This window comes from Streptosporangium sp. CA-115845 (genome assembly GCF_050943795.1).
Taxonomy (GTDB): Bacteria; Actinomycetota; Actinomycetes; order Streptosporangiales; family Streptosporangiaceae; genus Streptosporangium.
Window position 1 is genome coordinate 2835714 of record NZ_CP191988.1, and the last position, 23647, is coordinate 2859360.

A 23647-nucleotide genomic window follows, 5' to 3' on the forward strand; every position below is an offset into this window, starting at 1 on the left:
CTCGTGAGGACCCTCGTGAGGACCCCTCGTGAGGACCGCTCGTGCGCCGTCGAGGGTTCCGGTGTCATGGTGTTCCGCCCTCGGTGAGGATTACCGCCATGTCGTCCGCGAGCCTGGCCGTCCAGCCCGGTGGCACCACGATCGTCGCCTCGGTGTCCTCGACGATCGCCGGCCCCTCCGTCTCGCGCAGGGTCGCCCTGGTGAGCACCGGCACCTGTACGTACCCGCCCAGCTCGGGGAAGTACGCGGCCCGCCGCACCTCGGAAACATCGGAGGCAGCGTGAGCCTCCGGGCGCTTCGGGGGCGCACCCGGCTCCCGGGCTCCGGGCGCGGCGTCGGCAGGGGGGTGCCGGGCGGTCTGGGTGACGCGGACGCGGTAGCTGACGACCTCAATGGGGCCCCGCTGCTCGATGCCGTACACCTGCCGGTATCTCGCGAAGAAGCGGTCGGCCAGTTCGGCGGGGGAGTCGCTCCACCGCACGGTCAGGTCGTGGGCCTGTCCGGTGAAGCGGACGTCGGCCGAGCGGGTGACCGAGACACCTGGGGAGCCGAGGGTCACGTTCAGGTCGGCGGCGGCGGCCTCGGCCAGGATGGCGAAGACCCGTACCGGATCGGCACCCGGGGCGGACAGGACGCGGTCGGTGGACAGGTCGCCGGCCAGCAGGCCGGCCGCGGAGCCGACCCCGCAGTGCGCGGGGACGACCACCGTGGAGATGCCGAAGCGGGAGGCGACCCTGGCCGCGTGCATCGGGCCCGCGCCGCCGAAGGCGACCATGACGAACCCCCGGGGATCGATGCCCCGCTGCACCGTCACCACGTGGACCGCCGACCCCATCGAGGCGTTGGCGATCTCGTGGACGGCGTGCGCGGCCTCGGCGCGGGAGACCCCGAGCGGACCGGCCAGGCGGCGGTCGACCGCCTTCTCCGCGAGGTCGAGGGAGAGCGACATCGTCCCGGCGGCGAACGAGGCGGCGTCGAGGTAGCCGAGCACCAGGTTGGCGTCCGTCACCGTCGGCTCGTCGCCGCCCAGGCCGTAGCAGGCCGGGCCGGGTTCCGAACCGGCCGAGCGCGGGCCTGCCCGCAGGGTGCCGGCCGGGTCCACCCACGCGATGCTGCCCCCGCCGGCCCCCACCTCCGCCAGGTCGATGGCCGGGGTCTTGACCGGCACCCCGGTCCCGGCCCTGCGCCCGCCGAAGCTGCCCCTGCCGCCCACGTGGAACTCGTGGGTGATCTCCGGCTCGCCGTTCCTGATCACGCAGGTCTTGGCGGTGGTCCCGCCCATGTCGAAGGAGATGACGTCCGGATGGCCGGACGCGGCGGCGGCCAGCACCCCGGCCGCGGGCCCGGACTCGATGGTGGCCACGGCCCGCCGGGCCGCCAGCTCGGCGGACATCACGCCGCCGCCGGAGTCCATGACGTGCACCGGCGCGGTGATTCCGATGCCGGCCAGCCGCGTGGTCAGCCGCCGCAGGTATCCCGCCATGACGGGCCCGACGTACGCGGACATGATCGTGGTGGTCGCCCGCTCGTACTCGCGCAGTTCCGGCCAGACCTCCGAGGAGATCACCACGGTCGGCACGACGCGCCGGAGGATCTCGGCGACCCGCCGTTCGTGCGAGGGGTTCGCGTACGAGTGCAGCAGGCAGACGGCGGCCGCGGTGACACCCCGCCGCGCGATCTCCTCGCCGACGCGGGCCACGGCCGCCTCGTCGAGCGGTTCGAGCACCTCGCCCCGGTCGTTCACCCGCTCGGGCACCTCGAAGCAGTCACCGGCGGCGACCGGCGGCGCGGGAGGGTCGAAGCGGAGGTCGTAGCGGTCCTCCTCGACCCGCGCGTAGCGGCCCAGGGGGATCGCCGAGCGAAAACCCCTGGTCGTGACATAGGCGACGCGAACGCCCCTGCGTTCGAGCACGGCGTTGGTGGCCAGCGTGGTCGCGTGCACGACCCTGGTCACCAGGGAGGGGTCCCCGCGGCCGAGCGCGGTGGTGATGCCCGTGACGATGCCGTCGGCCGGGTCGTCGTGGGTGCTCAGGCACTTGGCGACGCTGATCTCACCATCCGGCCCGCGGAGCACCACGTCCGTGAACGTCCCTCCGACGTCGACCCCGATCGAGTGGCTCAACGGCTCTCCCCGTCTGATCGTCCGGTACTCCGGGCGGGTGGCCCGTCGCGGCGCGGGGGCAGGCCCCGCGCCCGTTCGCCCGCCCACGAAGGGCAGGCTATTTCCCTAGCAAGCGCTTGTCCATGGGGTCTGCCGGGGGCCGACCCCGGGTGATCGGCCCGCCCGTGGTCCGGTGGCCCTCGTCTTCCGTGCGGTGCCCGTCGAATTCGCGGGCCGTCTGCCCGCGTACGGGAGGAGCCTCCTCGGGTGCATGAGAAGCAATGAGAGCTTTATCCCCTTCATCGCGTATTAGATGGAAATATCGAAATGCGGGGTTTCCGTCCCATTGGATTGGGGGCGGCTGCGGGCCGTTGGGCGAGATGAGGGAACCGGTCCTCGCGCGGTATACATTGTCGCGCCGGGGCCCGGTCGGGATTAGACTTTGCGTGACTGTCCGCACCGGGGGGTGGGCATGGTGAAAGGCATGGTCGGTGCCTGGGTGGTGGCGGTGAAGACGGGATGGAGATATCCGTCTCGTGACCAGGCTCAGGTAACGGCGGAAAGAAAGTCAAGCCATCGGGCCTGAGCGGTTCACTTATTCACTCTGGTTTGCGACCCTTGTCCTATCCCCTGTAGGGAGTGGCGATGCGGCGGTTCGGTTCGGCGGTGGCGGTGTTCGGCGGCCTCCTGTTGGCGGTCGCCGGGGTGGCGCCCGCCCTGGCTCACGAGCACCCCAGCGGGATCACCGATCTGGTGACTCCCGCGGTGGTCAGGATCGAGGCCACGGCACACGTGGACATCACGCTCCTTGACCACATCGGCGAGCTGGTCCACGTGGAGCGTTCCTACGAGGTGCCGATCGGCAGCGGCACCGGCACGGTGATCAACCCCGACGGGGGCATGGTCACCCTCACCCGGGTGGTCAAGAACGACAGGGACGTCCGGATCTACGCCGCCAACAAGATCTTCTCCGAGCACTTCAAAGTGAAGATCCCCGCGGACTTCGAGCGGCACAAGCTCAAGGACGACCTGCTCAACCATCACCTGCAGGAGTGCTACCCGCCCAAGCAGCCCACCGCCACCTGCATCATCGACGTCACCACAGAGATCAAGGTCTTCCCCAACATCAACCCCGCCGACACGGAGGGGTTCAGGGCCGAGATCGTCCGCCCCGGTGACAAGCCCGACAGCCCGGCGGTGCTGAAGCCCGTCGGCCGCGCCGACGGGAGCGCGGGCCTGCCCACCGCCCCGCTCGCCGCCGAGGTGCCCGCCAAGGACAACTCGCCGGTGGCGGTCGCCGGGTTCACCGGGCGGCCCGCCGCGAACCTGCCGGAGACCGTCGACATCGCCCACCTCCGGGCGGGCGGCGCGGGTGAGGGCGGCCGGCAGTTCAAGGACCCGGAGAACAAGGTCAACGAGCCGGAGAAGCTGGGCGCGCTCGTCGACAAGGGGCTGCTCGGCGGCCCGGTGATCGAGGACAAGAAGGGCGAGGTCGTCGGCCTGCTGCTCGGCGGCGGCAAGGACGCCAGGATGATCGGCATCCGCGAGGTCACCAAGGCCCTGGCCGAGGCGGACGTCGCGCCCGCCCGAGGCCCGATCGACGCCGCCTTCGAGCAGGCGCTGACCCGCTTCCACACCCACTACTACGGTGACGCCGTCCCCGCCTTCCAGCGGGTGCTGGACCTCTACCCGGGCCACACCGTGGCCGCCGCGCACCTGAAGACGTCCCAGGCCAAGCGCGGCACCGCGGAGGACGAGGGCACCAAGAGGGCGGCCGCCTCCACCGACGCGCCCGGCGGCGCGCCCCTGTGGCCGTTCCTGGTCGGAGGCGGCCTGCTGGTGCTGGTGGTGCTGGCCGCCGCGATCCTGCTCTGGCGCCGCAGACTCCCCGACTCCGAACCGGACCCCGGCCCCGACCCCGAACCGGAACCGAGCCCGCCACCCACTCTGAACCCGCCACCCGTGCAGGCGAGATCGGTCTTCGGCGAGCAGGTCGACTCCACGATCGTGGTCGGCCGCTCCTTCCCCGCACTGCCCAAGATCTCCTCGACCTCGCCCGGCCAGCCGGTGCTGGTGGCGCGCGATCCGGGGTCCAGCACCGCTCCGGACCCCAGACCCACCGAGACGACGGCGCAGAAGTACTGCACGGGCTGCGGGATGCGGCTGGGCCCCGCGCACAGCTTCTGCGCCTACTGCGGCCAGCCGGCGAAGACGTGATGTCAGTCAACGACAGGGCGCTGATCGGCCGGGAGGTGGCCGGCTACCAGATCGAGGACATCATCGGCAAGGGCGGCATGGCCGTGGTCTACCTCGCGGTCGACCCCAGGCTCAACCGCCGGGTGGCACTGAAGATCCTCAACCCGCTCCTCGGCGAGGACGAGCGGTTCCGCCAGCGCTTCGTGCTGGAGTCGCGCACCGTCGCGAGCATCGACCACCCCAACATCATCCCGATCTACGAGGCCGACACCGCCGACGACGGAACCCTCTACATCGCGATGCGCTACGTCAACGGCCCCGACCTGCGCAAGCTCTTCTACGACCGGGGCCCGATGCCGGTCAGCCAGGTCAACCGGACCTTCGCCCAGGTGGCCGCAGCGCTCGACACCGCGCACGCCCACGACCTGGTTCACCGCGATGTCAAGCCGGCCAACATCCTGATCGCCGCCCACACCGAGGGCGACCACGCCTACCTCACCGACTTCGGCATCACCAAGCACCGCACCTCGATCTCCGGGCTGACCCAGACCAACCAGTTCATCGGCACCCCTCGCTACATGTCGCCCGAGCAGATCAACAAGGAGCACATCGACGGCCGCTGCGACCAGTACGGCCTGGCCTGCGTGGTCTACGAGGCGCTGTCCGGGAGGTTGCCCTTCCAGCGCGACAACGAGATCGCCCTGCTCTGGGCACACCTCGCCGAGACCCCCACCCCGCTCACCACACTCCGCCCCGAGCTGCCGCTTGAGGTCGACGGCGTCATGATGCGGGCCCTGGCCAAGTCGCCCGAGCAGCGCTACGAGACCTGCGGCCAGTTCGTCACCGAGCTGCGTGACGCGATCAGCGGTGCCGGCCAGTCGTACCAGCTCACCCAGACTTCCCCCGCCGCACCGACGGTGCCCACGAGACGACAGGAGCCGAGCAGGCCCAGATCCGGCGGGAAGGGCATCCTCGTCGGCGCCGCAGTGGCGATCACGGCGATCGTCGCACTGGTGGCGATGCTCGCGACGTTCCTGCGCGGTGGCGACACCTGGGTGGCGTACCAAGGTTCGGCCGCGGTGCCGGTGGCCTTCCAGTATCCCGGCACCTGGACCCTCCAACCGCACGCCGACGTGTTCGTGGTGGCCTCGCCGAGGGTGGAGCAGTTCCGGGCGCTGTTCGCCACGCCCGTCACCGCCGACTGGGCGGCCGTGAACGAGATCATCAAGGACGACCCCCAGGACGCCGGCGGCCTTTACGCGCAGACGCTCGACACCCTCGACCCGCGCAGCGGCGCCAAGCAACTGCAGGAGACGATGCAGTCCTCGCTCCCCGGCACGGTCAGCGTCTTCTCCCAGGTCGTCCAGGTGAGCGTGGGCGGGCAGCCGGCCATCCGGTTGCAGGGGACGATCGCCGACCCGCAGCGCGGTGGCCAGCTCGAATTCACCGGCTGGGTCGTCGAGCGGCCGGACGAACCGGCCCTCATCATCTATTTCTGCGCGTCCGGCAGGTGCGACAACGCGACCGCCAATCGATTCGTGGGGAGTGTTTCATTCCCAATGTTCTGAACCATTGACTTGCGTCCCACTTGCGAGCGACTTGTCCGGGTGTTTTGTCCTATGGGCAAGACGGTCACCAAGCTTTAGTCTCCCCGCATGGCGGTTCTCCTCTCCCCCCTTCGGCACCTGCGCGCGGTGCCGAAGTCCGGCGTGCTGATCGGCGCCGCGATCGTCGCTCTCGGCACGCTGGAGGCGTTCACCGTCGCCACCGAGTACGGCGCGACCGAGACGCCCGACCTGTGGTGGGCCGGCCAGGCGCTCGGGTACGCCGCCTGGAACGTGACAGGGAGCGCGAGGCCGCCGCGCGGGAGAGAGAACCCGCATCGCCCAGGAGGCCCTCTCGGATGAGTGGAACCGGTCGGATGAGCCGGTTGACGGACGGAACCATGAACGAGGCGCCGAGCCGCCTGGCAAGAAGGAGGAGAAGTGAGCATTCGTATCGTGATCGTCGACGACCAGGCTATGGTCCGCGCCGGGCTGAAGCTCGTCGTGGAGAGTGAACCCGGCATGGAGGTGGTCGGCGAGGCCCCCGACGGGGTCGAGGCCATCGTGGTGGTCCGCCGCACCAAGCCCGACATCGTGCTGATGGACATCTCGATGCCCCGGATGGACGGCCTCACCGCCGCCAGGCAGCTCCTGGGGCAGCCGAAACCGCCGAAGATCGTCATGTTGACCACCTTCGACACCGACGAGAACCTCTACGCCGCGCTCCGCGCGGGGACCAGCGGGTTCCTGCTCAAGGTCTCGCCGCCTGAGCAACTGGTGGACGCCATCCGTGTCGTCGTCGCCGGGGACGCCCTGCTCGACCCGGCCGTCACCACTCGCGTCATCGCCTCCTTCGCGGGCCATCATGCTCCCGCGCCTCCGCCGCAGCTGGCCGACCTCACCCCGCGCGAGCTGGAGGTGTTGCGCTCCCTGGCCCGTGGCCTGACCAACTCCGAGATCGCGGGGAAGCTCTTCGTCGGTGAGGCCACGGTCAAGACCCATGTGGCACGGGTACTGATGAAGCTCCATCTGCGGGACCGCGCTCAGGCGGTGGTGTTCGCGTACGAGTCGGGCGTGGTGCGGCCGGGGGCGGCGGTCGGATAGTAGGAGATCCACTCCTCGCGGCTCATCCGGATCATCTTGACGCCGAGCCAGCCCAGCGCGACCGCGGGGGCGGCCCACAGCGGGACGATCACCGGGCCGTACGAGAACAGCATCGAGCCGCCGTAGCCGATGCCGACGACGAGCGGCACCCACCAGTGCGCGAATCCCGCCCGCCAGACGCCGATCACCAGGACGGGCAGGCCGAAGATGGCGAAGAACAGCCAGGGCATCTGGAACCCGAAGACGACGCCGGGCAGGTTCAGCATCTCGTCGACGATCCGCTGCGCCTGTTCAGGGCTGTTCCGCTGCCCGAGCCACCACTCCATCGGGTCGATCATGAGCAGGCCCGACACGTTGATGTAGCCGAGGATGGTGAGCGGGCCGGCGATGTGGCCGAAGACCACCGCGCGGCGGCGCATCACGTGCAGCAGGCCGAAGGCCGCGACGGCCATCAGCACCCAGGACCAGTGGTACATCACCGACTGGACCTGGGCGAGGGCGGGATTTTCCGCGAAACTGACCGCTTCGCGCTCGTCGCCCCAGGTGCCGGGGTCGAGGATGACAGCGATGGCCTGGAGCAGTGGGGCGACGATCAGCAGTAGGCCTGATGCGATGCGCCGGAAGTCGGCTGAATCCTTGAACATGGTCTCTTCTTCCCGTGGGGGGCGGTCCGGCCTTTAACCAGGAAGGTAGGCGGCGGGTCCCCGCCGGGGCGTCCGTCGCCGGGCTGATCCGGGGTCCCTCTCGCGGGGTAAGAAGTTCTCACCGTGGGCCGGTGAAAGGTGTGAGAAGTGCGTCTCGTAAGGTCTAGACCACAGTGTGTGGCCGGCGATCAGAAAGACAAGTGATGTTGCACGAAAAACTGGACTCGATCTACGACAGTGTCCTGCGCCGCAACCCGGGTGAGACCGAGTTCCACCAGGCCGTTCGCGAGGTGTTGGAGAGCATCGGACCGGTCCTCGGCAAGCATCCCGAGTATGCCGAATCCAAGATCATTGAACGGATCTGCGAGCCGGAGCGGCAGATCATCTTCCGGGTGCCGTGGGAGGACGACCAGGGTGAGGTCCACATCAACCGTGGCTTCCGGGTCGAGTTCAACAGCGCGCTCGGGCCCTACAAGGGCGGACTGCGTTTCCACCCCTCGGTGTACCTGGGCATCGTCAAGTTCCTCGGCTTCGAGCAGATCTTCAAGAACGGACTGACCGGCCTGCCGATCGGCGGGGGCAAGGGTGGCTCGGACTTCGACCCGAAGGGCCGTTCCCAGCGCGAGATCATGCGCTTCTGCCAGAGCTTCATGACCGAGCTCTACCGGCACATCGGTGAGTACACCGACGTCCCCGCTGGGGACATCGGCGTCGGCCAGCGCGAGGTCGGCTACCTGTTCGGCCAGTACAAGCGCATCACCAACCGGTACGAGTCCGCGGTGATCACCGGTAAGGGGCTCAGCTACGGCGGCGCCCAGGTCCGCACCGAGGCGACCGGTTACGGCTGCGCGTTCTTCGTCGACGAGATGCTGAAGGCACGCGGCACCTCCTTCGAGGGGAAGCGCGTCATCGTGTCCGGCTCCGGCAACGTCGCCGTCTACACGATCGAGAAGGTGCAGCAGCTCGGCGGCACGGTGATCGCCTGCTCCGACTCCTCGGGGTACGTCGTCGACGAGAAGGGCATCGACCTGGACCTGCTCAAGCAGGTCAAGCAGGTCGAGCACCTCCGGATGGACGCCTACGCCAAGCGTCACGGCGGCAACGTGTCCTTCGTGGCGGGGCGGAGCATCTGGGAGCTGCCGTGCGAGGTGGCGATGCCGTCGGCCACCCAGAACGAGATCACCGGCAAGGACGCCGAGTCGCTGGTGCGCGGCGGGTGCATCGCGATCGGCGAGGGCGCCAACATGCCCACCACACCGGAGGGCATCCGGGTATTCCAGGAGGCGGGTGTCGCCTTCGGGCCCGGCAAGGCCGCCAACGCGGGCGGTGTGGCCACCAGCGCGCTGGAGATGCAGCAGAACGCCAGCCGTGACTCGTGGACCTTCGAGTTCTCCGAGCGCCGCCTCCAGGAGATCATGCAGGACATCCACAGCCGCTGCCTGGAGACCGCCAGGGAGTACGGCATGCCGGGCAACTACGTGGCCGGCGCCAACATCGACGGCTTCAAGCGCGTCGCCGACGCGATGCTCTCCCTCGGCCTGATCTGATCTGAAGTGTTCGCCGTGACCGCCAATGGCGTCGGTCACCGGCACACCTTCCACGACCGGGCGCCGCTCCCATCGTGGTCCCGGACGCCGAGCCCGCTCCCCGCACACCGGGATGCCGGCAGCGTCCTGAGCCGGCGTTCTCCAGCGAAACCGCGAATACGCCGTTCTGATCGCCGGAGCTCCTAGGACTGGAAGAGCCACTCCATCGCGGTTCGGCATTTGCCGACGTAGGCGTCCTGGCCGGTTTCGAGACCGTAGGCCAGGTCCTCGAAGAGACCGCATCTGCCGTAGAAGACGGCGCGCTCGCGCAGGGCGGTGACATCGCCGGGCCGGTAGCCGCCGAGGGCGGCGTCCAGGGCGGTGGGGCCCAGGTCGCGATACAGCAGGCCGAAGTCGTAGGCCGGGTCGACGATCGCGGCGTCGCTCCAGTCGATCACGCCGGTCACCGCACCCGTGGCAGGGTCGACGAGAACGTGCTCGATCCCCAGGTCGTTGTGCGAGAAGACCGGGGTGTGTCCCCCGTCCGGGGGCGGGGTGTCCAGGAACGCCTGCACCGCCCGCCGCTGAGCCGCCGGGATCTCGTCGGCGAGCGTCGGGTAGGTCTCCGCCGCCTCGTCCAGCCATTCGGACGGTGCTGGGTCGTCCACCTCCACCAGGCCGGCCATCCGATCCACCGGAACGGCGTGCGCGGCGGCCAGCAGGCCGCCGAGCGTGGCGGCGACCGAAGGGCCGTGGGCCAGCCGCTCCGTCGGGGGCAGGCCGAGCAGCGGCCGGCCCGGGAGCTTGACATAGGCCAGGCAGCCCTGCTCCGCGACCGTGAACCGCGGTTCGGGGACGGGCACCGGGGAGAAGCTCGCGACGGCGGCCAGGAGACGGGCCTCGCGCTCCACGAGCGCGGCCCGCCGTGCCGGATCCGGCTCCTTGCTGAAGCGCACGATCAACTCGCCGTTGACCTCGTAGGCGATGTTGTCCTGGCCCTCACCGAGCGGTGTGACGGTCTCGACCCGGTAGCCGGGCAGCTGCGCGGCCACCGCGTCGTGGGCGTCCTGGGCGCGGCCACGGCTCTGCATGCCGTGACCCTACCGATCACAGGGCCGGGCTGGAGCGGCTCCGGCCTGCCAGGGCGCCGTGACGACAAGGGGATCCTCTCGAACCAACGAGATCCCCGTGGCAACGCCGGGTGACCATGGCCGCCCGGCGTGCGAATCGGCAGACCGACTCCGGCACGGCCGCCTGTCTCCGCTGTCACCCGCGATGGCCTTTCGGTCTCGGCGGTGCTCTCAGCTCGCGCCGGGGACGGTGACGTTCTTCTCCTTGAAGCCGTAGCCGTTCTGTGTCGCCTTCTGCTGCAGGCCGTTGAAGGCGTTCTTGCTGGCGGCGAGGTCGGCCTCGGTGGCGGTGCCGCTCTTCAGCTTGGAGGTCAGGTTGTTGAAGCCGGCGGCGACCGCTGTGACACCCTTGCACAACGTCGGGTTGGCCACGGCGAAGCGCTTGGCGACCTTCAACTCGTGAACGGTGAAGAGACCGGCCACGGCCGCCTTCGCGAAGGTCCGCTTCCGCTTCTCCGCCCCCGTCTTGAAGCCCCCGCTCCGCAGTGGTCGGTAGATGTAGCGGTAGAAAGCCCCCAGCGCGAGGCCCGCGTGCAGCGCGAAGCGGGTCTTGGCGAACTTCTTGGCGTTGCCGGCGGGCGGGCACTCCTCGGAGGGGTACTCCTGGTCGGCGTCCGCCGCCGGTGGGGCGGTCGTGGCGGCCGGTGGGGCGGCGGCGGGTGCCGAGGTCGTGGCCACCATGGCACCGGGCCTCAGGTCGGCCGGCGTGTTGTCGCCGCAGCCACCCACCAAGGCCACGGCCAGTAGCACCGCTGCCGGGATGGCAAGGGATCGGGTCCCCCGTGCAAGCATTTTCCCCCCTGGAGAACGTCACGGTGCCGTGGTTCGCACCTTCCTCCGCACTCTACTCGCTGTAGCTGCTTCATTACTTTAAGTGAACAGTGTGGCTCTCCGGGGTGTCCCGAGCCGACGGCGCGACAGGAGAAGGGGCGAGGGTGTCCCTATTCCGGCTGCCGTTCAGGCCGGGAGAGGGGCCACCGCCGCGCGCCCTGCCTTCGACGCCTCGTCGGTGAGCGGGTCACCGTGCCCGAAACGGATCGTCTCGACGTGGAGTTCGGCGAGCCCGCGAAACGACTCGACGGTGCGAGAACGGTCGGTGTCGAACACGCCGAGGGCGGGGGCCGGCCACGCTCGCGACGGCGTTGCCGGGTGAACGCGATCGGGGAAACGGGGCCATGTCGTTCACCGAGGGCGGAGCCGGGGGTGACGGCGCGAGACGAGATTCACCGGAATTGCAGCGTGGAGGCCCCGTCGTTCACGGCGGGGAGGAAACGCGGAAAACGGTGCTGTCCGGTAGCGGTGAGTGACAGGATCGGTGCGTGCTGGTGACGGAGATGCTGAAACTCGCGCCCTCGCCCGAGGAGGGGCAGGCTCTGCTGGCGACGATGCGCGCCTGCAACGCCGCCGCGACCAGGGCCGCCGAGGTCGCGTTCGCCCACCGCACCGCGAACAAGATCGCCTTGCAGAAGCTCGTCTACACCGAGCTGCGCCAGGAGTTCGGGCTGTCGGCGCAGATGGCTGTTCGTTCCATCGCCAAGGCCTGCGAGGCCTACAAACGCGACAAGACCGTCAAACCGGTCTTCCGCCCGTTGGGGGCGGTCGCCTATGACCAGCGCATCCTCACCTGGAAAGGCTCTGAGGCGGTCAGCCTCCTCACCCTGAGTGGCCGGGTCATCGTGCCCGTTCTCTACCGGGGCCGGTGGCTCCAGAGTGAGGGGGCGACGTTGCGGGGGCAGGTGGATCTCGTCTACCGCGACGGGGTGTTCTTCCTGGCCGTGGTCGTCGAGGTCCCCGAACCGTCAGCCGGTGGCGAGCCGGTGAGGTGGCTGGGGGTGGATCTGGGCATCGTCAACCTCGCCACCGACTCCACCGGTGAGCCCTACAGCGGCAAAGGGGTGCGGGCCGTGCGGCGGCGTAACGCCCGGCTGCGGGCCCGCCTCCAGGCCAAGGGCACCAAGTCCGCCAAGCGGTTGTTAAAGAGGCGCCGCCGTAAGGAGTCGCGGTTCGCCCGTGACGTCAACCATGTCATCGCCAAGAAGCTGGTCGGCAAGGCCAAGGACACCCGCTCCGGGATCGCCCTGGAAGATCTTCAGGGCATTCGGGAGCGGGTCACGGTTCGTAAGGCTCAGCGTGCCGACCTGCACTCGTGGGGTTTCCATCAGTTGCGGACGTTCGTGACGTACAAGGCCGCCCTGGCCGGGGTACCGGTGCGGTTGGTGGATCCGCGCAACACCTCCCGCACCTGCCCCGGGTGCGGTCACCTCGACAAACGGAACCGTCCCACCAGGGATGAGTTCTGTTGTGTTTTGTGCGGGCTCGCTGGCCCGGCGGATTACTTCGCGGCGATCAATATCGGTCGCCGGGCAGTGTGTCACGCTGCCGACGACGCGGCCTGAACCGTATCTGCCAGGTATGGCGAGGAGCTGCAAGCTCGGTCCCTTTCAGGGCCGAGAAGCTGACGTCGCCTGGTTTTTCAGTCCGAAGAACACGGGGGCGACGTCGATGAGTCCGGATATCGTCCCGGTGACCACTGCTCGGTCGCGGGCCGGGTCAGCCGCCCTCTTGTGAAAAAGCGCGATGGGATGCGCAGCCGATCCGGTCGCCGGGTGTTCTCCTGTCATCCGTCTCCTGGTCGAACCAGCCTTTCCTGGCCCGGTGCAGGAACGCGTCCCAGGCGTCGAAGCCGAGCAGGATGCCCGGCTGTCCCGGTGCGCTGATCCTGACCCCTTCGCGGGTGATGGTGACGATCACTCGCATGTGGGCACCTGGTCGATCGCGCACCACACGGTACGGCCGAGGTCTCCCTGGTCGCGGACTCCCCAGCGCTGCCGGGAGATCTCGTCGACGATGTCGAGACCGGCCGCCGCCCACCGACCGAGGACTTCGTCAGGCGGTGCGACGAGGCCCTCGGCGCCGGAGGGGCGCTCATCCGGATCAAGGAGATGATCGACAACGTCGCAGCCCGGCTACCGGCCTGGTTCCGCCCCTGGGCCGAGATAGAACAGGCCGCCGAGACGCTACGGACCTGGGAACCGCTCATCGTCCCGGGTCTGCTTCAGACGGCTGACTACGCACGGGTGCTCTTCATCGGGGAGCCCCGGGCCACGGTGGAGAAGGCGGAGCTGGACGTGGCCGCCCGGCTGGAGCGGCAGCGCATCCTGGAGCGGGAGGATCCGCCCATGTTCTGGGTCGTCCTCGACGAGGGCGTGCTCGGCCGCCGCATCGGCGACGAGGCGATCATGGCGGCCCAACTGGACCATCTTCTCGATGTCGCGCGCCTGCCGCACGTCACCATCCAGATCGTGCCCTCCGACGCGGGCAGCACCGTCGGGCTGCTGGGCGGTTTCGTCATTGCACAGGTCCGAGGGCTCGCCAATACTGTCTACATGGAGTCGGCCGGCCAGGGCCAGGTCACCGATCGCCCCGTTGACGTGGCGGACATCATCATCAAGTACGAGGCGATTCGCGCCGAGGCACTTCCGCAGCGTGCGTCGCTGGAGCTGATCAGGGAGATGAGGGCTCGATGGACCAGGAACTGAGCGAGGCCGTGTGGGTGAAGTCGTCGTTCTCCGGTGGCAACGGCGGTAACTGCGTGGAGGTCGCGCAGTTGTCCGGTGGCCGGGTCGGTGTTCGGGACAGTAAGGACCGGTCTGGTCCGGCGTCGGTGTTCACGCCGGCCGAGTGGTCGGCGTTCACCCGCTGGGTCCGCACCGACGACACCGTCTAGCAAGGCCCCTTCCGCGTTGCCGGAGGCCGGATCCGCCGGATCCGCCGGATCCGCCGCGCCCGGGTGAGCGATCGCGTCGGCGCCTCGGGCTGGAGCCTGTCACCGCGTGTTTCTCAGTCATGCCTGCCGTTCTCCGCCCGGTCGGGTGGTTCTGTCGCCGGCCCCAACCCGGCTCCCAGTGGCTCGCAAGGGCGGATTCCTAGCGTCCGTCCCGTAAGAGTGATCGAGCCTTGCGGGAGCGGGACGGGTGGACATGAGGTTGTTGCTGGGGCTCGACGGGCCGGATCTGTCCGCGCTGGCACGGGCCGCCGTGGGCGCGTTCGGGCCAGGTTGGCCGCCCGACTCGAAGTTCTCCGTGGGCTTCGCGGACGAGGTGCCCGGTGCGGACTGGCTGGAGCGCTTCGCCGCCCGCCAGGAGAGAGGGGCGGAGAGCGCCGTCGGGTGGAACGGTGACGGGGAGCCCTTCGCGTTCAACATAGGTAACGCCATCGTGAAGGCGGGCCGCGACGGAGACTGGACCGCCGAGTCGCTGCTGGAGGTTCTGGAGGAGCTGCCCTTCACCGTCGCCTCCACCGGAGGCATCCATCACTGGACCGGCAACGGGGGCTTCGCCGATCTCCACTACAGCCACGGGTGGGCGTGCGCGTTCAGCGGAGCGGGCCACGACCGCCTGTTGTCGCGGCGGTGGCTGGAGCACGGCCCGTGGCGGCTCCTCACCCGTGGGGACATCACGCTGGTGCAGTTCCACGATCTGGCCGCCGACTCCGAGACCGCGCGGCGGCAGGCCTGGCCGGGACACGAACTCCTCACGGCGGGGGTCGGCTACATATCGCCCCTGCCCGGTGGAGCGCGGGACCGGCTGTGGCCGAGACGCCGGAGCGGGTCGCCCGGCCGGTACGACGCCGACACGCGGACCCTGCGGATCGTCGTGCACGGCCGCGCCGTGCACGACGCCGAGATGCGCGACGCCCGCCTGGCCGTACTCGAAGACTCCGGTGACCCGCCGATCGCCGGAGTCGCGTACGTGTTCACGGAGGAGGTGGTGGCCCACGCGCACCTGCACCGGCTCTGGCTGCACGAGCTGGAGTGCTGGACGGTCGTCCACGGTCGTGAGGTCCGCCTCGACGAGGACTACCGGCCCGCGCGCACCCCACCGCAATGGGCGGTGGCACCGACCTGACACCGTCCCGAGCCGGGACCGGCCCGGCCTCGTCGGTTCGGCGGGGATCACTCGCCGGCCCGCTCGGAACGGCCCGAGGGTCCCGCTCCCCGAGATTTCGATCTTCCAAGCTGTCCGCCCCGTAAGGGATGTGTCAAAAATGGGATGGATTGTGTATATTTTCCGTTGCTAGCTCTTACTTGAAGGAGGATTTATCGTGGCGGCTCTTCCGCGGGTACTGTTCGATGAGGCTCACAGCGAGTCGTGGACCATCCGGCGGGACGTGGCCGAGACGATGAATCCCGGCCATCCCGACGACAGCAGCTACGCGCGCGCCGCGCAGCTGCTGCGCCGGCTGGGGCACACCGTGGACGCGCACACCACCGGGCCGCTCACCCCGGCCCTGCTGAGCGCGCGGGACGTGCTGGTGATCGCGCACCCCGCCGACGGGCGCTGGGAGCGGACCACCGGGCTGGGCAGCCCGGTTCTGCCGGTCGAGGAGCTGGACGCGATCGAGGAGTACGTCGCGGGCGGCGGCGGGCTGGTCGTGCTGGCCGAGTACGAGCAGGAGAAGTACGGCAGCAACCTCGTCGAGCTGCTCGCGCGCTTCGGCGTCGGGGTCGAGCACACCCTCGTCCACGATCCGCAGAGCGCCCACAACGGCGTGGCCGCCTGGGTCATGGGTGCCCCGCGAAAGATCGACGTCGCGGGCCAGGACCTGCTGGCCGGGGTGCGGAGCGCCTGCTTCTACCGGGCCGGGGTGCTCACCGCCCCCGAGGACGCGGCGGTGCTGTTCGAGACCTCGCCCACCGCGACCCCCGCGGGCCGCCCGCTGGCGGTGGCCGTACGGCACGGCGAGGGCCGCGTGGTGGTCGTCGCCGACTCCGACCTGTTCGGTGACGACTCGATCGGCGACCACGACCACGCCGCGCTCTGGGGCAACCTGGTCACCTGGGTCGCCCGGGTCCCCGCCCCGGCCGCGACGAGGGAGTCCGAGGCTCGCGCCGCCTTCGAGGACCTGAAGCGGGCGATCGAGGAGCTGCGGCCGATGCAGGCCAAGGACGGCTCGGTCGAAGGGGACCACGCCAGGGCCGCCGAGCTGGTCGCCGAGATCGCCGGGCACGTCGAGCGGCTCGCGCCGCGTTTTCCGCACGACGCCGGCTACCTGGCCGCCGTGGTCGCCGACCTGCGCAAGTGGGTGGACCAGGGCCTGGGCGTGCCGGACTTCCTCGACTCGCTGGACGCCTTCCACCCCGACGCCCAGCGGGTGGACGGTCTGGAGCACCTCGTGCTCTTCCCGATGTACACCCAGAACGGCAGCACCTCCCGGCTCATCGAGGCCGTGTGGATCCGGACGATCTGGCCGGAGTGGCTGGCCGAGCTGGAGCGGACCCGCTACGACAACCCGATGTTCGTGCCGATCGCCTTCGAGGACTTCACCTCCGGCTACGACACCAACTCCGCGGTGCTCTTCCCGGAGACCGTCGCGGTCCGAGCGACCCCGGCGTGCTTCACCTGGGGCGGCATCTTCGCCGACCGTGAGGCCGCCAGATTCCGCGCGGTGAGCGGGGCGGCGGCGGACACGCTCAAACTGGCGCTGCCGCCGGACGCGGCCAGGCTGATCGCCTCGCAGGAGCTGGCCCAGGACACCTTCGTGCTCTGGGACCTGATCCACGACCGCACGCACAGCCACGGCGACCTGCCGTTCGACCCGTTCATGATCAAGCAGCGGATGCCGTACTGGCTGTACTCCCTGGAGGAGCTCCGCTGCGACCTGACCGCGTTCGGCGAGGCGGTGAAGCTGGAGCAGGAGGGCGTGCCGCACGCCCGCTACGTCCAGCTCGGGGTGCTCTTCGACCGGCTGTTCCGCTTCCCGATCACCGGTGACCGGGTCCGCAACTACGACGGCCTGGGCGGGCAGCTGCTCTTCGCGTACCTGCACCGCAACGACATCGTCAGGTGGACCGACAACCGGCTGAGCGTCGACTGGGACCGGCTCGCCGGAGGCGTGGCCGATCTGCGGGGCGAGGTGGAGAAGCTCTACCGGGACGGCATCGACCGCTCCAAGCTGGCCCACTGGCTGGCCGCCCACCAGCTGGTCGCCACCTACGTCGAGCCGCACCCCGCCTCGGTCTGGGCCCGGGGGGTGGAGGCCCTCCCCGTTGAGGGGTTCCCCAAGGCCGTGGTCGACGCGGTTTTGCCCGACGAGTTCCCGCTGAGCATGTTCTACGAGGCCCTGCGCCGTAAGCTCACCGATGTCATCGACTCCACGAAGGGCATCCGAGCATGATCATCCTTGTCGCCGGCGCGGCCGGCCCCGCCGGTCAGGCCGTCGTCCGCAGGTTCACCGGCCAGGGCCACACGGTGATCGGTGTCGACAGGAGCGGTGCCGACGGAACCCTGGCGGTCGACCTGCTCGATTTCGACGCGGTCAAGGGGCTGGCGCGGGAGGTGGCGGCCGAGCACGGCCACCTGGACGGGATCGTTCACCTGGTCGGCGGCTGGCGCGGGTCCAAGACCTTCGCCGAGACGTCGCTGGATGACTGGGCGCTCCTGCACGACCTGCTGATCCGCACCCTGCAGCACGTCACGCTGGCCTTCGAACCGCTGCTCAAGGCCAGTGAGCGCGGCCGGTTCGCCATCGTCTCGGCCAAGACGGCCGAGCACCCGGGTCAGGGCGACGCGGTGTACGGCACGGCCAAGGCCGCCGCCGAGGCATGGACCCTGGCCTTCGCCGACGCGCTGAAGGACACCGCCTCCACCGCGAACATCCTGGTGGTCAAGGCGCTTGTGCACGACGGCATGCGCGCGGCCGCCCCGGAGCGGAGGTTCCCCGGCTTCACCGACGTCGACGACCTCGCCGAGGCGATCGACAGGCTCTGGGAGACCGACGCCAACGGCACCCGGATCGACCTCACCACAGGCTGAGGCGGCCGTGAACCGGCTGCCGGGACCCGTACGGCGGCCACGGCCGGTGCCGCGCCCGTACCGGTACCGCGGCCACGAAGAAGCAAGGCGACGCCCGGCCACGAAGCGGCCGGGCGTCGAACGAGGGGGAAAGAGCACGTGACGGACGCCATTCGCAGGCACGACCCGCTGGTGAAGGGTTTCGCCAGCGACAACTACGCCGGGGTACACCCGGAGATCCTCCAGGCGATCGCGCTCGCCAACGGGGGACACCAGACCGCGTACGGCGACGACGTCTACACCGAGGCGCTGCAGGAGATCTTCAAGAGGCACTTCGGCCCCGCGGCCGAGGCCTGGCCGATGTTCAACGGCACCGGTGCCAACGTGGTCGCGCTCCGCTCGATGACCGCCCACTGGGAGGCGGTGGTCTGCGCGGAGTCGGCGCACATCCACACCGACGAGGGCGGCGCCCCCGAGCGGTCGGCGGGGCTCAAGCTGCTGCCGGTCGCCACCCCCGACGGCAAGCTCACGCCCGAGCTGATCGACAGGCAGGCGTGGGGCTTCGGCGACGAGCACCGGGCCCAGCCCAGGGTCGTGTCGATCACGCAGACCACCGAGCTGGGCACGCTCTACACGCCGGAGGAGATCAGGGCGATCTGCGACCACGCCCATGATCTCGGCATGGTCGTCCACCTCGACGGCGCCCGCGCCACCAACGCCGCCGCCGCGCTGGACGTGCCGCTGCGCGCGTTCACCACCGACGCGGGTGTGGACGTGCTCTCTTTTGGAGGTACCAAGGCCGGCCTGATGTTCGGCGAGGCGGTCGTGGTGCTCAACCCCGACGCCGTCCGCGGCCTGCGCTACCTGCGCAAGAGCGCCATGCAGCTCACCTCCAAGATGCGGTTCGTCTCGGTGCAGTTCGAGGCGCTGCTCGCGGGCGATCTGTGGCTGCGCAACGCCCGCAACGCCAACGCCATGGCCCGGCGGCTCGCCGAGGCGGTGCGGGACGTGCCCGGCGTGGAGATCCCGCGTCCGGTGCAGGCCAACGCGGTCTTCGCGATCCTGCCCAGGGACGTGACCGAGCGCCTGCAGAAGCGATTCCGGTTCTACACCTGGAACGAGGCCACCGGCGAGGTCCGCTGGATGACCGCGTTCGACACCACCGAGGCCGACGTGGACGCGTTCGCCGCCGCGGTGGCACAGGAGATGGGCACCGCCTGACCACGGTGGGCAAGGAACAAGGGGAGCGCTTATACTCGCGGGTATGAGCAAGCACAGTCTGGGTCTGTGGCGGGCCGCTGAGAGGCGGATCCGCTAGCCAGTCCCGACTGCGCAAAGAAACGGCCGCCGTTCACCGGCGGTCGTTCTTGTTTTCCCGTACGGCCGGTGCGCGACGGTCCCCCTTCCACGAGGAGTGACCATGACAAAGCGCGTCTTCACCGCTTTCAAACCGACCGGCCACCTCACGCTGGGCAACCTGCTGGGCGCGATCATGCCCGCGGTACGGCTCCAGGACGAGGCCGACTGCGTCTACGCCGTCGCGGACCTGCACGCTCTGACGATCAAGCACGACCCGGAGCGGCTCCGCGCCCGCACCCGCGAGGCGGCGACCCTGCTGCTCGCCTGCGGTCTTGACCGCTCTCTCGTCTACATCCAGTCCCAGGTGCCCGCGCACACCGAACTGGCCTACCTGCTGGAGAGCACCGCCCACTTCGGCGAGATGCGGCGGATGATCCAGTTCAGGGAGAAGTCGGCCGGGCAGGAGGAGGTCCGGCTCTCGTTGCTCACCTACCCCGCGCTGATGGCCGCCGACATCCTGCTGCACCGGGTGGACGTCGTGCCGGTGGGGGAGGACCAGCGCCAGCACGTGGAGCTGACCAGGGACCTGGCCCTGCGGTTCAACCGCCTGTACGGCGAGGTCTTCACGGTGCCCGAGGCGGTGCACCAGCGGGTCGCCGCCAGGGTCATGGACCTGAGCGATCCCACCTCGAAAATGGGCAAATCGGATGGCTCGGCCGCGGGGACCGTCTATCTGCTCGATCAGCCCGGCGACATCCGGCGCAAGGTCATGCGTGCGGTGACCGACTCCGGCACCGAGGTCCGCCACGATCCGGTGGGCAAGCCCGGCGTCTCCAACCTGCTCGCCTTGCTCGCCGCCTGCTCGGACCGGCCGATCGAGTCGTTGTCGTACGGGTCGTACGGCGCGCTCAAGCGGGATGTGGCCGAGGCGGTGGTGGAGAGGCTGCGGCCTGTCCAGGAGCGCTACACCGAGCTTTCGGCGGACCAGGCCGAGCTGTCGCGGCTCCTGTCGGGCGGGGCGGAGTTGGCCATCCGGCGCACCGCCGGCCTGCTGGCCGAGGCCCGGCAGGCCATCGGCCTGCCATGAAGGCGGCCTGAAACCGGGTCTCGCCTGCCGGGTTCGGCCGCGTCCCAGGTCTCGGCGGGTGGGACTCGCCGGGCGCGGGGCACGGTGGACCGGATCCGCCACCCCGGCGGGCCGGGCTCAGTTCTTCTGGCCCGTCTCGTGCTCGTACGCGGTCAGCTGCTGTTCGAGGGCCTTCATCAGCTCGAAGACCTGGCTCGGGGGGATACGGATCCGGCTGACGATCCGGGTCGGCACGCTCACGAAGTGATGCCCCGAGGAGGGGTCGTTGGCCAGTTGGGGCGGCCTGGTGATCACCGCGAAGTCCAGGACGAACCCATCCTGGGTGTGCCACACGGAGGCGAAATTGGCGTACTGCCCCATTTCTACCTCGGCGGAGATGCTCACCTCCAGGCGGTTCTCCGGCTCGTCGTTCACCATTCTCTTTCCTCCGGCCAGGTTGACTCCATGCTGCCCTGGCCGGAGACCGGCCACACAGGGACGCGCCGACACTATTAAAGGATGGAAGGCAGCCGCTGGGCGCCGCGCTGCCGCAACATGTCGGTCATCAACTCGATCTCGCCTGCCTGGCCGTCGACGATGTGCTGCGCCATGGTGGCAACCTCGTCGCGGTCGGACAGTTTCAGCAGCCCTCGGCCCATCTGCACGCCGCCCTCGTGATGGCGGATCATGAGCTGCAGGAAGAGGATCTCCTGGTCCTTGCCTGTGGCCCCACCGAGCCTTTTGAGCTCGTCGTCGGTGGCCATACCGGGCATCGCGGCGGAGGTTCCCGGCGTTACAGAGTGGCCGCCGTGACCGGCCATCCACGCCATGATCGGCCGCTCCGTCGACTGGTTCAACCCCCACTGCTGCAGCCAGCCCGTGAAGATGCCGCGCTGGGCCGTCTGGGTGACGATGATGTCGTAGGCCAGCCGCCGGAGCGCCTCGTCCTCGCTCCCGTCCCTGGCGACGAAGGACATCTCGACGGCCTGAGCATGGTGGACGGACATGTCGCGGGCGAATCCCGCCTCTGCCGAGGCGTCGGTCGGGGAGGCCGTCCTGCCCACGACGAAGAGCAGCGTGACCGCCACGGCCAGGACACCGAGCAGGGCGCCGAACAGGACGCCGCGCCTGGACTTTGCACTGTTTTTCACTGGAGTTTCCATTGCCTGCCCAGCGTACCCACTGCCGCGAATCGTCGCTCTATCACGTGTTATGAGCCCTTTATTCTCCGCATACGCCGGTAGGGCATAGGGTGACCGAAGTTGTTTGCTGGCTGGAGGGTTGATGACCAAGGAAAAGGCGCAGGCAAGGCGAGAGCACCTTGCCCGGATGCGTGCGGATCAGCAGCGCAAGGAGCGCAGGACGGCCTTCCTGATGTGGGGTGCCGGAGGCCTCGTCATCGTTCTGCTCGTCGGGCTCGTCGCCTTCTACATGGTCAACGAGCGGGCCGCGACCTCGCTGGACAACGTCACCAGTGCGAAGTACACCGGCAGCCAGCACACCCAGACCAAGGTGACGTACAAGGAGAGCCCTCCGCTCGGCGGTGAGCACAACCCGGCCTGGCAGAACTGCGGTATCTACGACCAGCCGATCAACAACGAGACCGCCGTCCACTCCATGGAGCACGGCGCCGTGTGGATCACTTACCGGCCCGACCTGCCCAAGGCCGAGCTGGACACGCTGAAGGAGCTGGCGTCCAAGGACTACATGCTGCTGAGCCCGTACCCGGAGCTGCCCTCCAAGGTCGTGGCCAGTTCCTGGAACAAGCAGCTCAAGCTGGACAGCGCGGAGGACCCGCGTCTGCCCAAGTTCATCATCAAGTACAAGAACGGCCCGGAGACCCCCGAGCTCGGCGCCTCCTGCAGCGGCGGCGTGGGCAGCACCACCGCCGAGGCGCCCGTCCCGGCGACCGCGCCGTCCGCGGATCCCAGCCAGAGCGCCCCGGCCAGTGACGCTCCGGCCACGGACGCCCCGGTTCCCAGCGCCACCCCGGCGCCCTGACCAGGTCCTGATCTAGGCCCGCAACGCCCACTCCAGGGGCACCGCCTCCAGCCCGTGAGCCTCGGCCACGGGCCGGTTGGTCAGGTGCCCCTCGTGCGTGTTCAGGCCCCGTGCCAGCGCGGGGTCGCCCAGGAGGGCCTCCCGCCAGCCCAGGTCGGCGATCGCGAGGGCGTAGGGGACCGTCACGTTGGTCAGCGCGTACGTCGAGGTGTGCGGGACCGCGCCCGGCATGTTGGCCACGCAGTAGAACAGCGAGTCGTGCACCCGGTACGTCGGATCGTCGTGGGTGGTGGGCCGGGAGTCCTCGAAGCAGCCGCCCTGGTCGATGGAGATGTCCACCAGGACCGAACCGGGCCTCATCCGCGAGACCAGGTCGTTGTCGACCAGCGTGGGGGTTCTCGCGCCCGCGACCAGCACCGCGCCGATGACCAGGTCCGCGTTCAGCACCGCCCGTTCGATCTCGTAAGCGGTGGAGGCGACGGTCCTGCAGTGGCCCCTGTAGATCATGTCCGCCTGGCGGAGCCTGTCGATGTCACGGTCCAGCAGCAGCACCTCCGCCTGCATGCCCAGCGCGATGACCGCGGCGTTCATACCGGAGACCCCGGCACCGATCACGACCACGCCGGCCGCGTGCACGCCGGACACCCCGCCCATCAGCACGCCTCGCCCGCCGCCCTGGCGCATCAGGTGATAGGCGCCCACCTGCGGGGCGAGCCGTCCGGCCACCTCCGACATGGGGGCCAGCAGAGGCAGGAAGCCGTCCGCGTTCTGCACCGTCTCGTAGGCGATGCCGGTGATCCCCGATTCGAGCATGGCCCGGGTGCAGGCCGGCGACGCGGCCAGGTGCAGGTAGGTGAAGAGCACCTGGCCCTTGCGCATCCGGTGGTACTCCTCGGCGATGGGCTCCTTGACCTTCAGGACCAGGTCGCCCTCGGCCCACACGTCGTCCACGGAGTCCAGAATGATCGCGCCCACGCGTTGGAAGTCGGCGTCGGGAATGGCGGACCCCACCCCGGCGCCCTTCTCGACGAAGACCTGGTGGCCGTGCCGGATGAGCTCATGGGCTCCAGAGGGAGTCAGGGCCACACGGTACTCGCGAGTCTTGACCTCGCGGGGAACAGAGATCTTCACGGCTCCTCCAGGGTGGGCACGTGTCCTCTTCTTCACGTTGCGTTCCCCGAAGGGGAGTAATCACGCGCAAGGTGACAGGAAAGGGGCGGCGTCGGCGGCATGCCGTCAGCGG

At 69.5% G+C, this 23647-nt stretch carries 23 protein-coding genes; 14 read left to right on the forward strand and 9 right to left on the reverse strand.

What is annotated here, in order from left to right:
• Positions 1-64 precede the first annotated feature (64 nt).
• The gene (locus tag ACQP0P_RS15100; protein WP_433376554.1) at positions 65-2122 is read right to left on the reverse strand and encodes a hydantoinase/oxoprolinase family protein; all 2058 of its coding nucleotides are present in this window, start codon (positions 2120-2122) and stop codon (positions 65-67) included.
• Between the two features lie 624 nt (positions 2123-2746).
• On the opposite strand from ACQP0P_RS15100, the gene ACQP0P_RS15105 reads away from it, so the two are divergent.
• The 4 genes from ACQP0P_RS15105 to ACQP0P_RS15120 all read left to right on the forward strand — a co-directional run bounded on the left by ACQP0P_RS15105 (position 2747) and on the right by ACQP0P_RS15120 (position 6945).
• A complete protein-coding gene (locus ACQP0P_RS15105) occupies positions 2747-4318 on the forward strand; it encodes a hypothetical protein (RefSeq protein WP_433376557.1) in 1572 nt (523 codons plus the stop codon).
• Entirely contained in the window at positions 4318-5865 is a 1548-nt protein-coding gene (locus tag ACQP0P_RS15110; protein WP_433376560.1) for a serine/threonine-protein kinase, read from the forward strand. Before ACQP0P_RS15105 ends, ACQP0P_RS15110 begins: the two co-directional genes overlap by 1 nt.
• 87 nt (positions 5866-5952) lie before the next feature.
• Positions 5953-6204: a hypothetical protein gene (locus tag ACQP0P_RS15115; RefSeq protein ID WP_433376562.1), complete on the forward strand. Its 252-nt coding sequence runs from the start codon at positions 5953-5955 to the stop codon at positions 6202-6204.
• 78 nt (positions 6205-6282) lie between these two features.
• Positions 6283-6945 carry a response regulator gene (locus tag ACQP0P_RS15120; RefSeq protein WP_433376565.1) on the forward strand — a complete coding sequence of 221 codons (663 nt, stop codon included), beginning with the start codon at positions 6283-6285 and terminating at the stop codon, positions 6943-6945.
• Here the strand turns inward: ACQP0P_RS15120 and ACQP0P_RS15125 are convergent.
• On the reverse strand, positions 6885-7589 hold the full coding sequence (locus ACQP0P_RS15125; RefSeq protein ID WP_433376568.1) for a hypothetical protein: 705 nt from the start codon (positions 7587-7589) through the stop codon (positions 6885-6887). The two genes, ACQP0P_RS15120 and ACQP0P_RS15125, sit on opposite strands and share 61 nt — an antisense overlap.
• A gap of 203 nt (positions 7590-7792) precedes the next feature.
• Here ACQP0P_RS15125 and gdhA point away from each other — a divergent pair, with 203 nt between their 5' ends.
• On the forward strand, positions 7793-9136 hold the full coding sequence (gene gdhA / locus ACQP0P_RS15130; RefSeq protein WP_433376571.1) for an NADP-specific glutamate dehydrogenase: 1344 nt from the start codon (positions 7793-7795) through the stop codon (positions 9134-9136).
• Positions 9137-9318: 182 nt separating this feature from the next.
• Here gdhA and ACQP0P_RS15135 read toward each other — a convergent pair whose 3' ends face one another.
• From ACQP0P_RS15135 to ACQP0P_RS15145, 3 genes are all read right to left on the reverse strand, one after another.
• Positions 9319-10206 carry a phosphotransferase family protein gene (locus tag ACQP0P_RS15135; protein WP_433376574.1) on the reverse strand — a complete coding sequence of 296 codons (888 nt, stop codon included), beginning with the start codon at positions 10204-10206 and terminating at the stop codon, positions 9319-9321.
• 210 nt (positions 10207-10416) lie between these two features.
• Positions 10417-11037 carry a hypothetical protein gene (locus ACQP0P_RS15140; protein WP_433376577.1) on the reverse strand — a complete coding sequence of 207 codons (621 nt, stop codon included), beginning with the start codon at positions 11035-11037 and terminating at the stop codon, positions 10417-10419.
• A gap of 165 nt (positions 11038-11202) precedes the next feature.
• Positions 11203-11352, reverse strand: coding sequence for a hypothetical protein (locus ACQP0P_RS15145; RefSeq protein WP_433376579.1), 150 nt, complete (start codon positions 11350-11352; stop codon positions 11203-11205).
• Between the two features lie 212 nt (positions 11353-11564).
• On the opposite strand from ACQP0P_RS15145, the gene ACQP0P_RS15150 reads away from it, so the two are divergent.
• Positions 11565-12641, forward strand: a complete 1077-nt coding sequence (locus ACQP0P_RS15150; protein ID WP_433359705.1) for an RNA-guided endonuclease InsQ/TnpB family protein — start codon at positions 11565-11567, stop codon at positions 12639-12641.
• Positions 12642-12795: 154 nt separating this feature from the next.
• Here the strand turns inward: ACQP0P_RS15150 and ACQP0P_RS15155 are convergent, their stop codons facing one another.
• The gene (locus ACQP0P_RS15155; RefSeq protein ID WP_433376582.1) at positions 12796-13002 is read right to left on the reverse strand and encodes a hypothetical protein; all 207 of its coding nucleotides are present in this window, start codon (positions 13000-13002) and stop codon (positions 12796-12798) included.
• Between the two features lie 185 nt (positions 13003-13187).
• On the opposite strand from ACQP0P_RS15155, the gene ACQP0P_RS15160 reads away from it, so the two are divergent.
• From ACQP0P_RS15160 to trpS, 7 genes are all read left to right on the forward strand, one after another.
• Positions 13188-13784, forward strand: coding sequence for a DUF5753 domain-containing protein (locus tag ACQP0P_RS15160; protein ID WP_433376585.1), 597 nt, complete (start codon positions 13188-13190; stop codon positions 13782-13784).
• On the forward strand, positions 13769-13972 hold the full coding sequence (locus ACQP0P_RS15165) for a DUF397 domain-containing protein (RefSeq protein WP_433376588.1): 204 nt from the start codon (positions 13769-13771) through the stop codon (positions 13970-13972). Before ACQP0P_RS15160 ends, ACQP0P_RS15165 begins: the two co-directional genes overlap by 16 nt.
• Positions 13973-14225: 253 nt before the next feature.
• Entirely contained in the window at positions 14226-15152 is a 927-nt protein-coding gene (locus tag ACQP0P_RS15170) for a hypothetical protein (RefSeq protein ID WP_433376591.1), read from the forward strand.
• A gap of 196 nt (positions 15153-15348) precedes the next feature.
• Complete coding sequence (locus ACQP0P_RS15175; protein ID WP_433376594.1) at positions 15349-17421, forward strand: DUF6421 family protein; 2073 nt, start codon at positions 15349-15351, stop codon at positions 17419-17421.
• Positions 17418-18059, forward strand: a complete 642-nt coding sequence (locus tag ACQP0P_RS15180; protein WP_433376597.1) for an SDR family NAD(P)-dependent oxidoreductase — start codon at positions 17418-17420, stop codon at positions 18057-18059. The genes ACQP0P_RS15175 and ACQP0P_RS15180 overlap by 4 nt, the downstream gene beginning before the upstream one ends.
• 138 nt (positions 18060-18197) lie before the next feature.
• The gene (locus tag ACQP0P_RS15185; RefSeq protein ID WP_433376600.1) at positions 18198-19259 is read left to right on the forward strand and encodes a threonine aldolase family protein; all 1062 of its coding nucleotides are present in this window, start codon (positions 18198-18200) and stop codon (positions 19257-19259) included.
• Between the two features lie 199 nt (positions 19260-19458).
• Complete coding sequence (gene trpS, locus ACQP0P_RS15190) at positions 19459-20424, forward strand: tryptophan--tRNA ligase (protein ID WP_433376603.1); 966 nt, start codon at positions 19459-19461, stop codon at positions 20422-20424.
• A gap of 117 nt (positions 20425-20541) precedes the next feature.
• Here trpS and ACQP0P_RS15195 read toward each other — a convergent pair whose 3' ends face one another.
• Positions 20542-20841: a DUF3467 domain-containing protein gene (locus ACQP0P_RS15195; protein ID WP_030921269.1), complete on the reverse strand. Its 300-nt coding sequence runs from the start codon at positions 20839-20841 to the stop codon at positions 20542-20544.
• A gap of 74 nt (positions 20842-20915) precedes the next feature.
• A complete protein-coding gene (locus ACQP0P_RS15200) occupies positions 20916-21554 on the reverse strand; it encodes a DUF305 domain-containing protein (RefSeq protein ID WP_433376606.1) in 639 nt (212 codons plus the stop codon).
• A gap of 133 nt (positions 21555-21687) precedes the next feature.
• Between ACQP0P_RS15200 and ACQP0P_RS15205 the strand changes: the two genes are divergently transcribed.
• Entirely contained in the window at positions 21688-22404 is a 717-nt protein-coding gene (locus ACQP0P_RS15205; protein WP_433376609.1) for a DUF3105 domain-containing protein, read from the forward strand.
• 12 nt (positions 22405-22416) lie between these two features.
• Here ACQP0P_RS15205 and ald read toward each other — a convergent pair whose 3' ends face one another.
• Positions 22417-23535 (reverse strand): alanine dehydrogenase, encoded by a 1119-nt coding sequence (ald, locus tag ACQP0P_RS15210; protein ID WP_433376612.1) that lies wholly within the window; start codon positions 23533-23535, stop codon positions 22417-22419.
• Positions 23536-23647 lie beyond the last annotated feature (112 nt).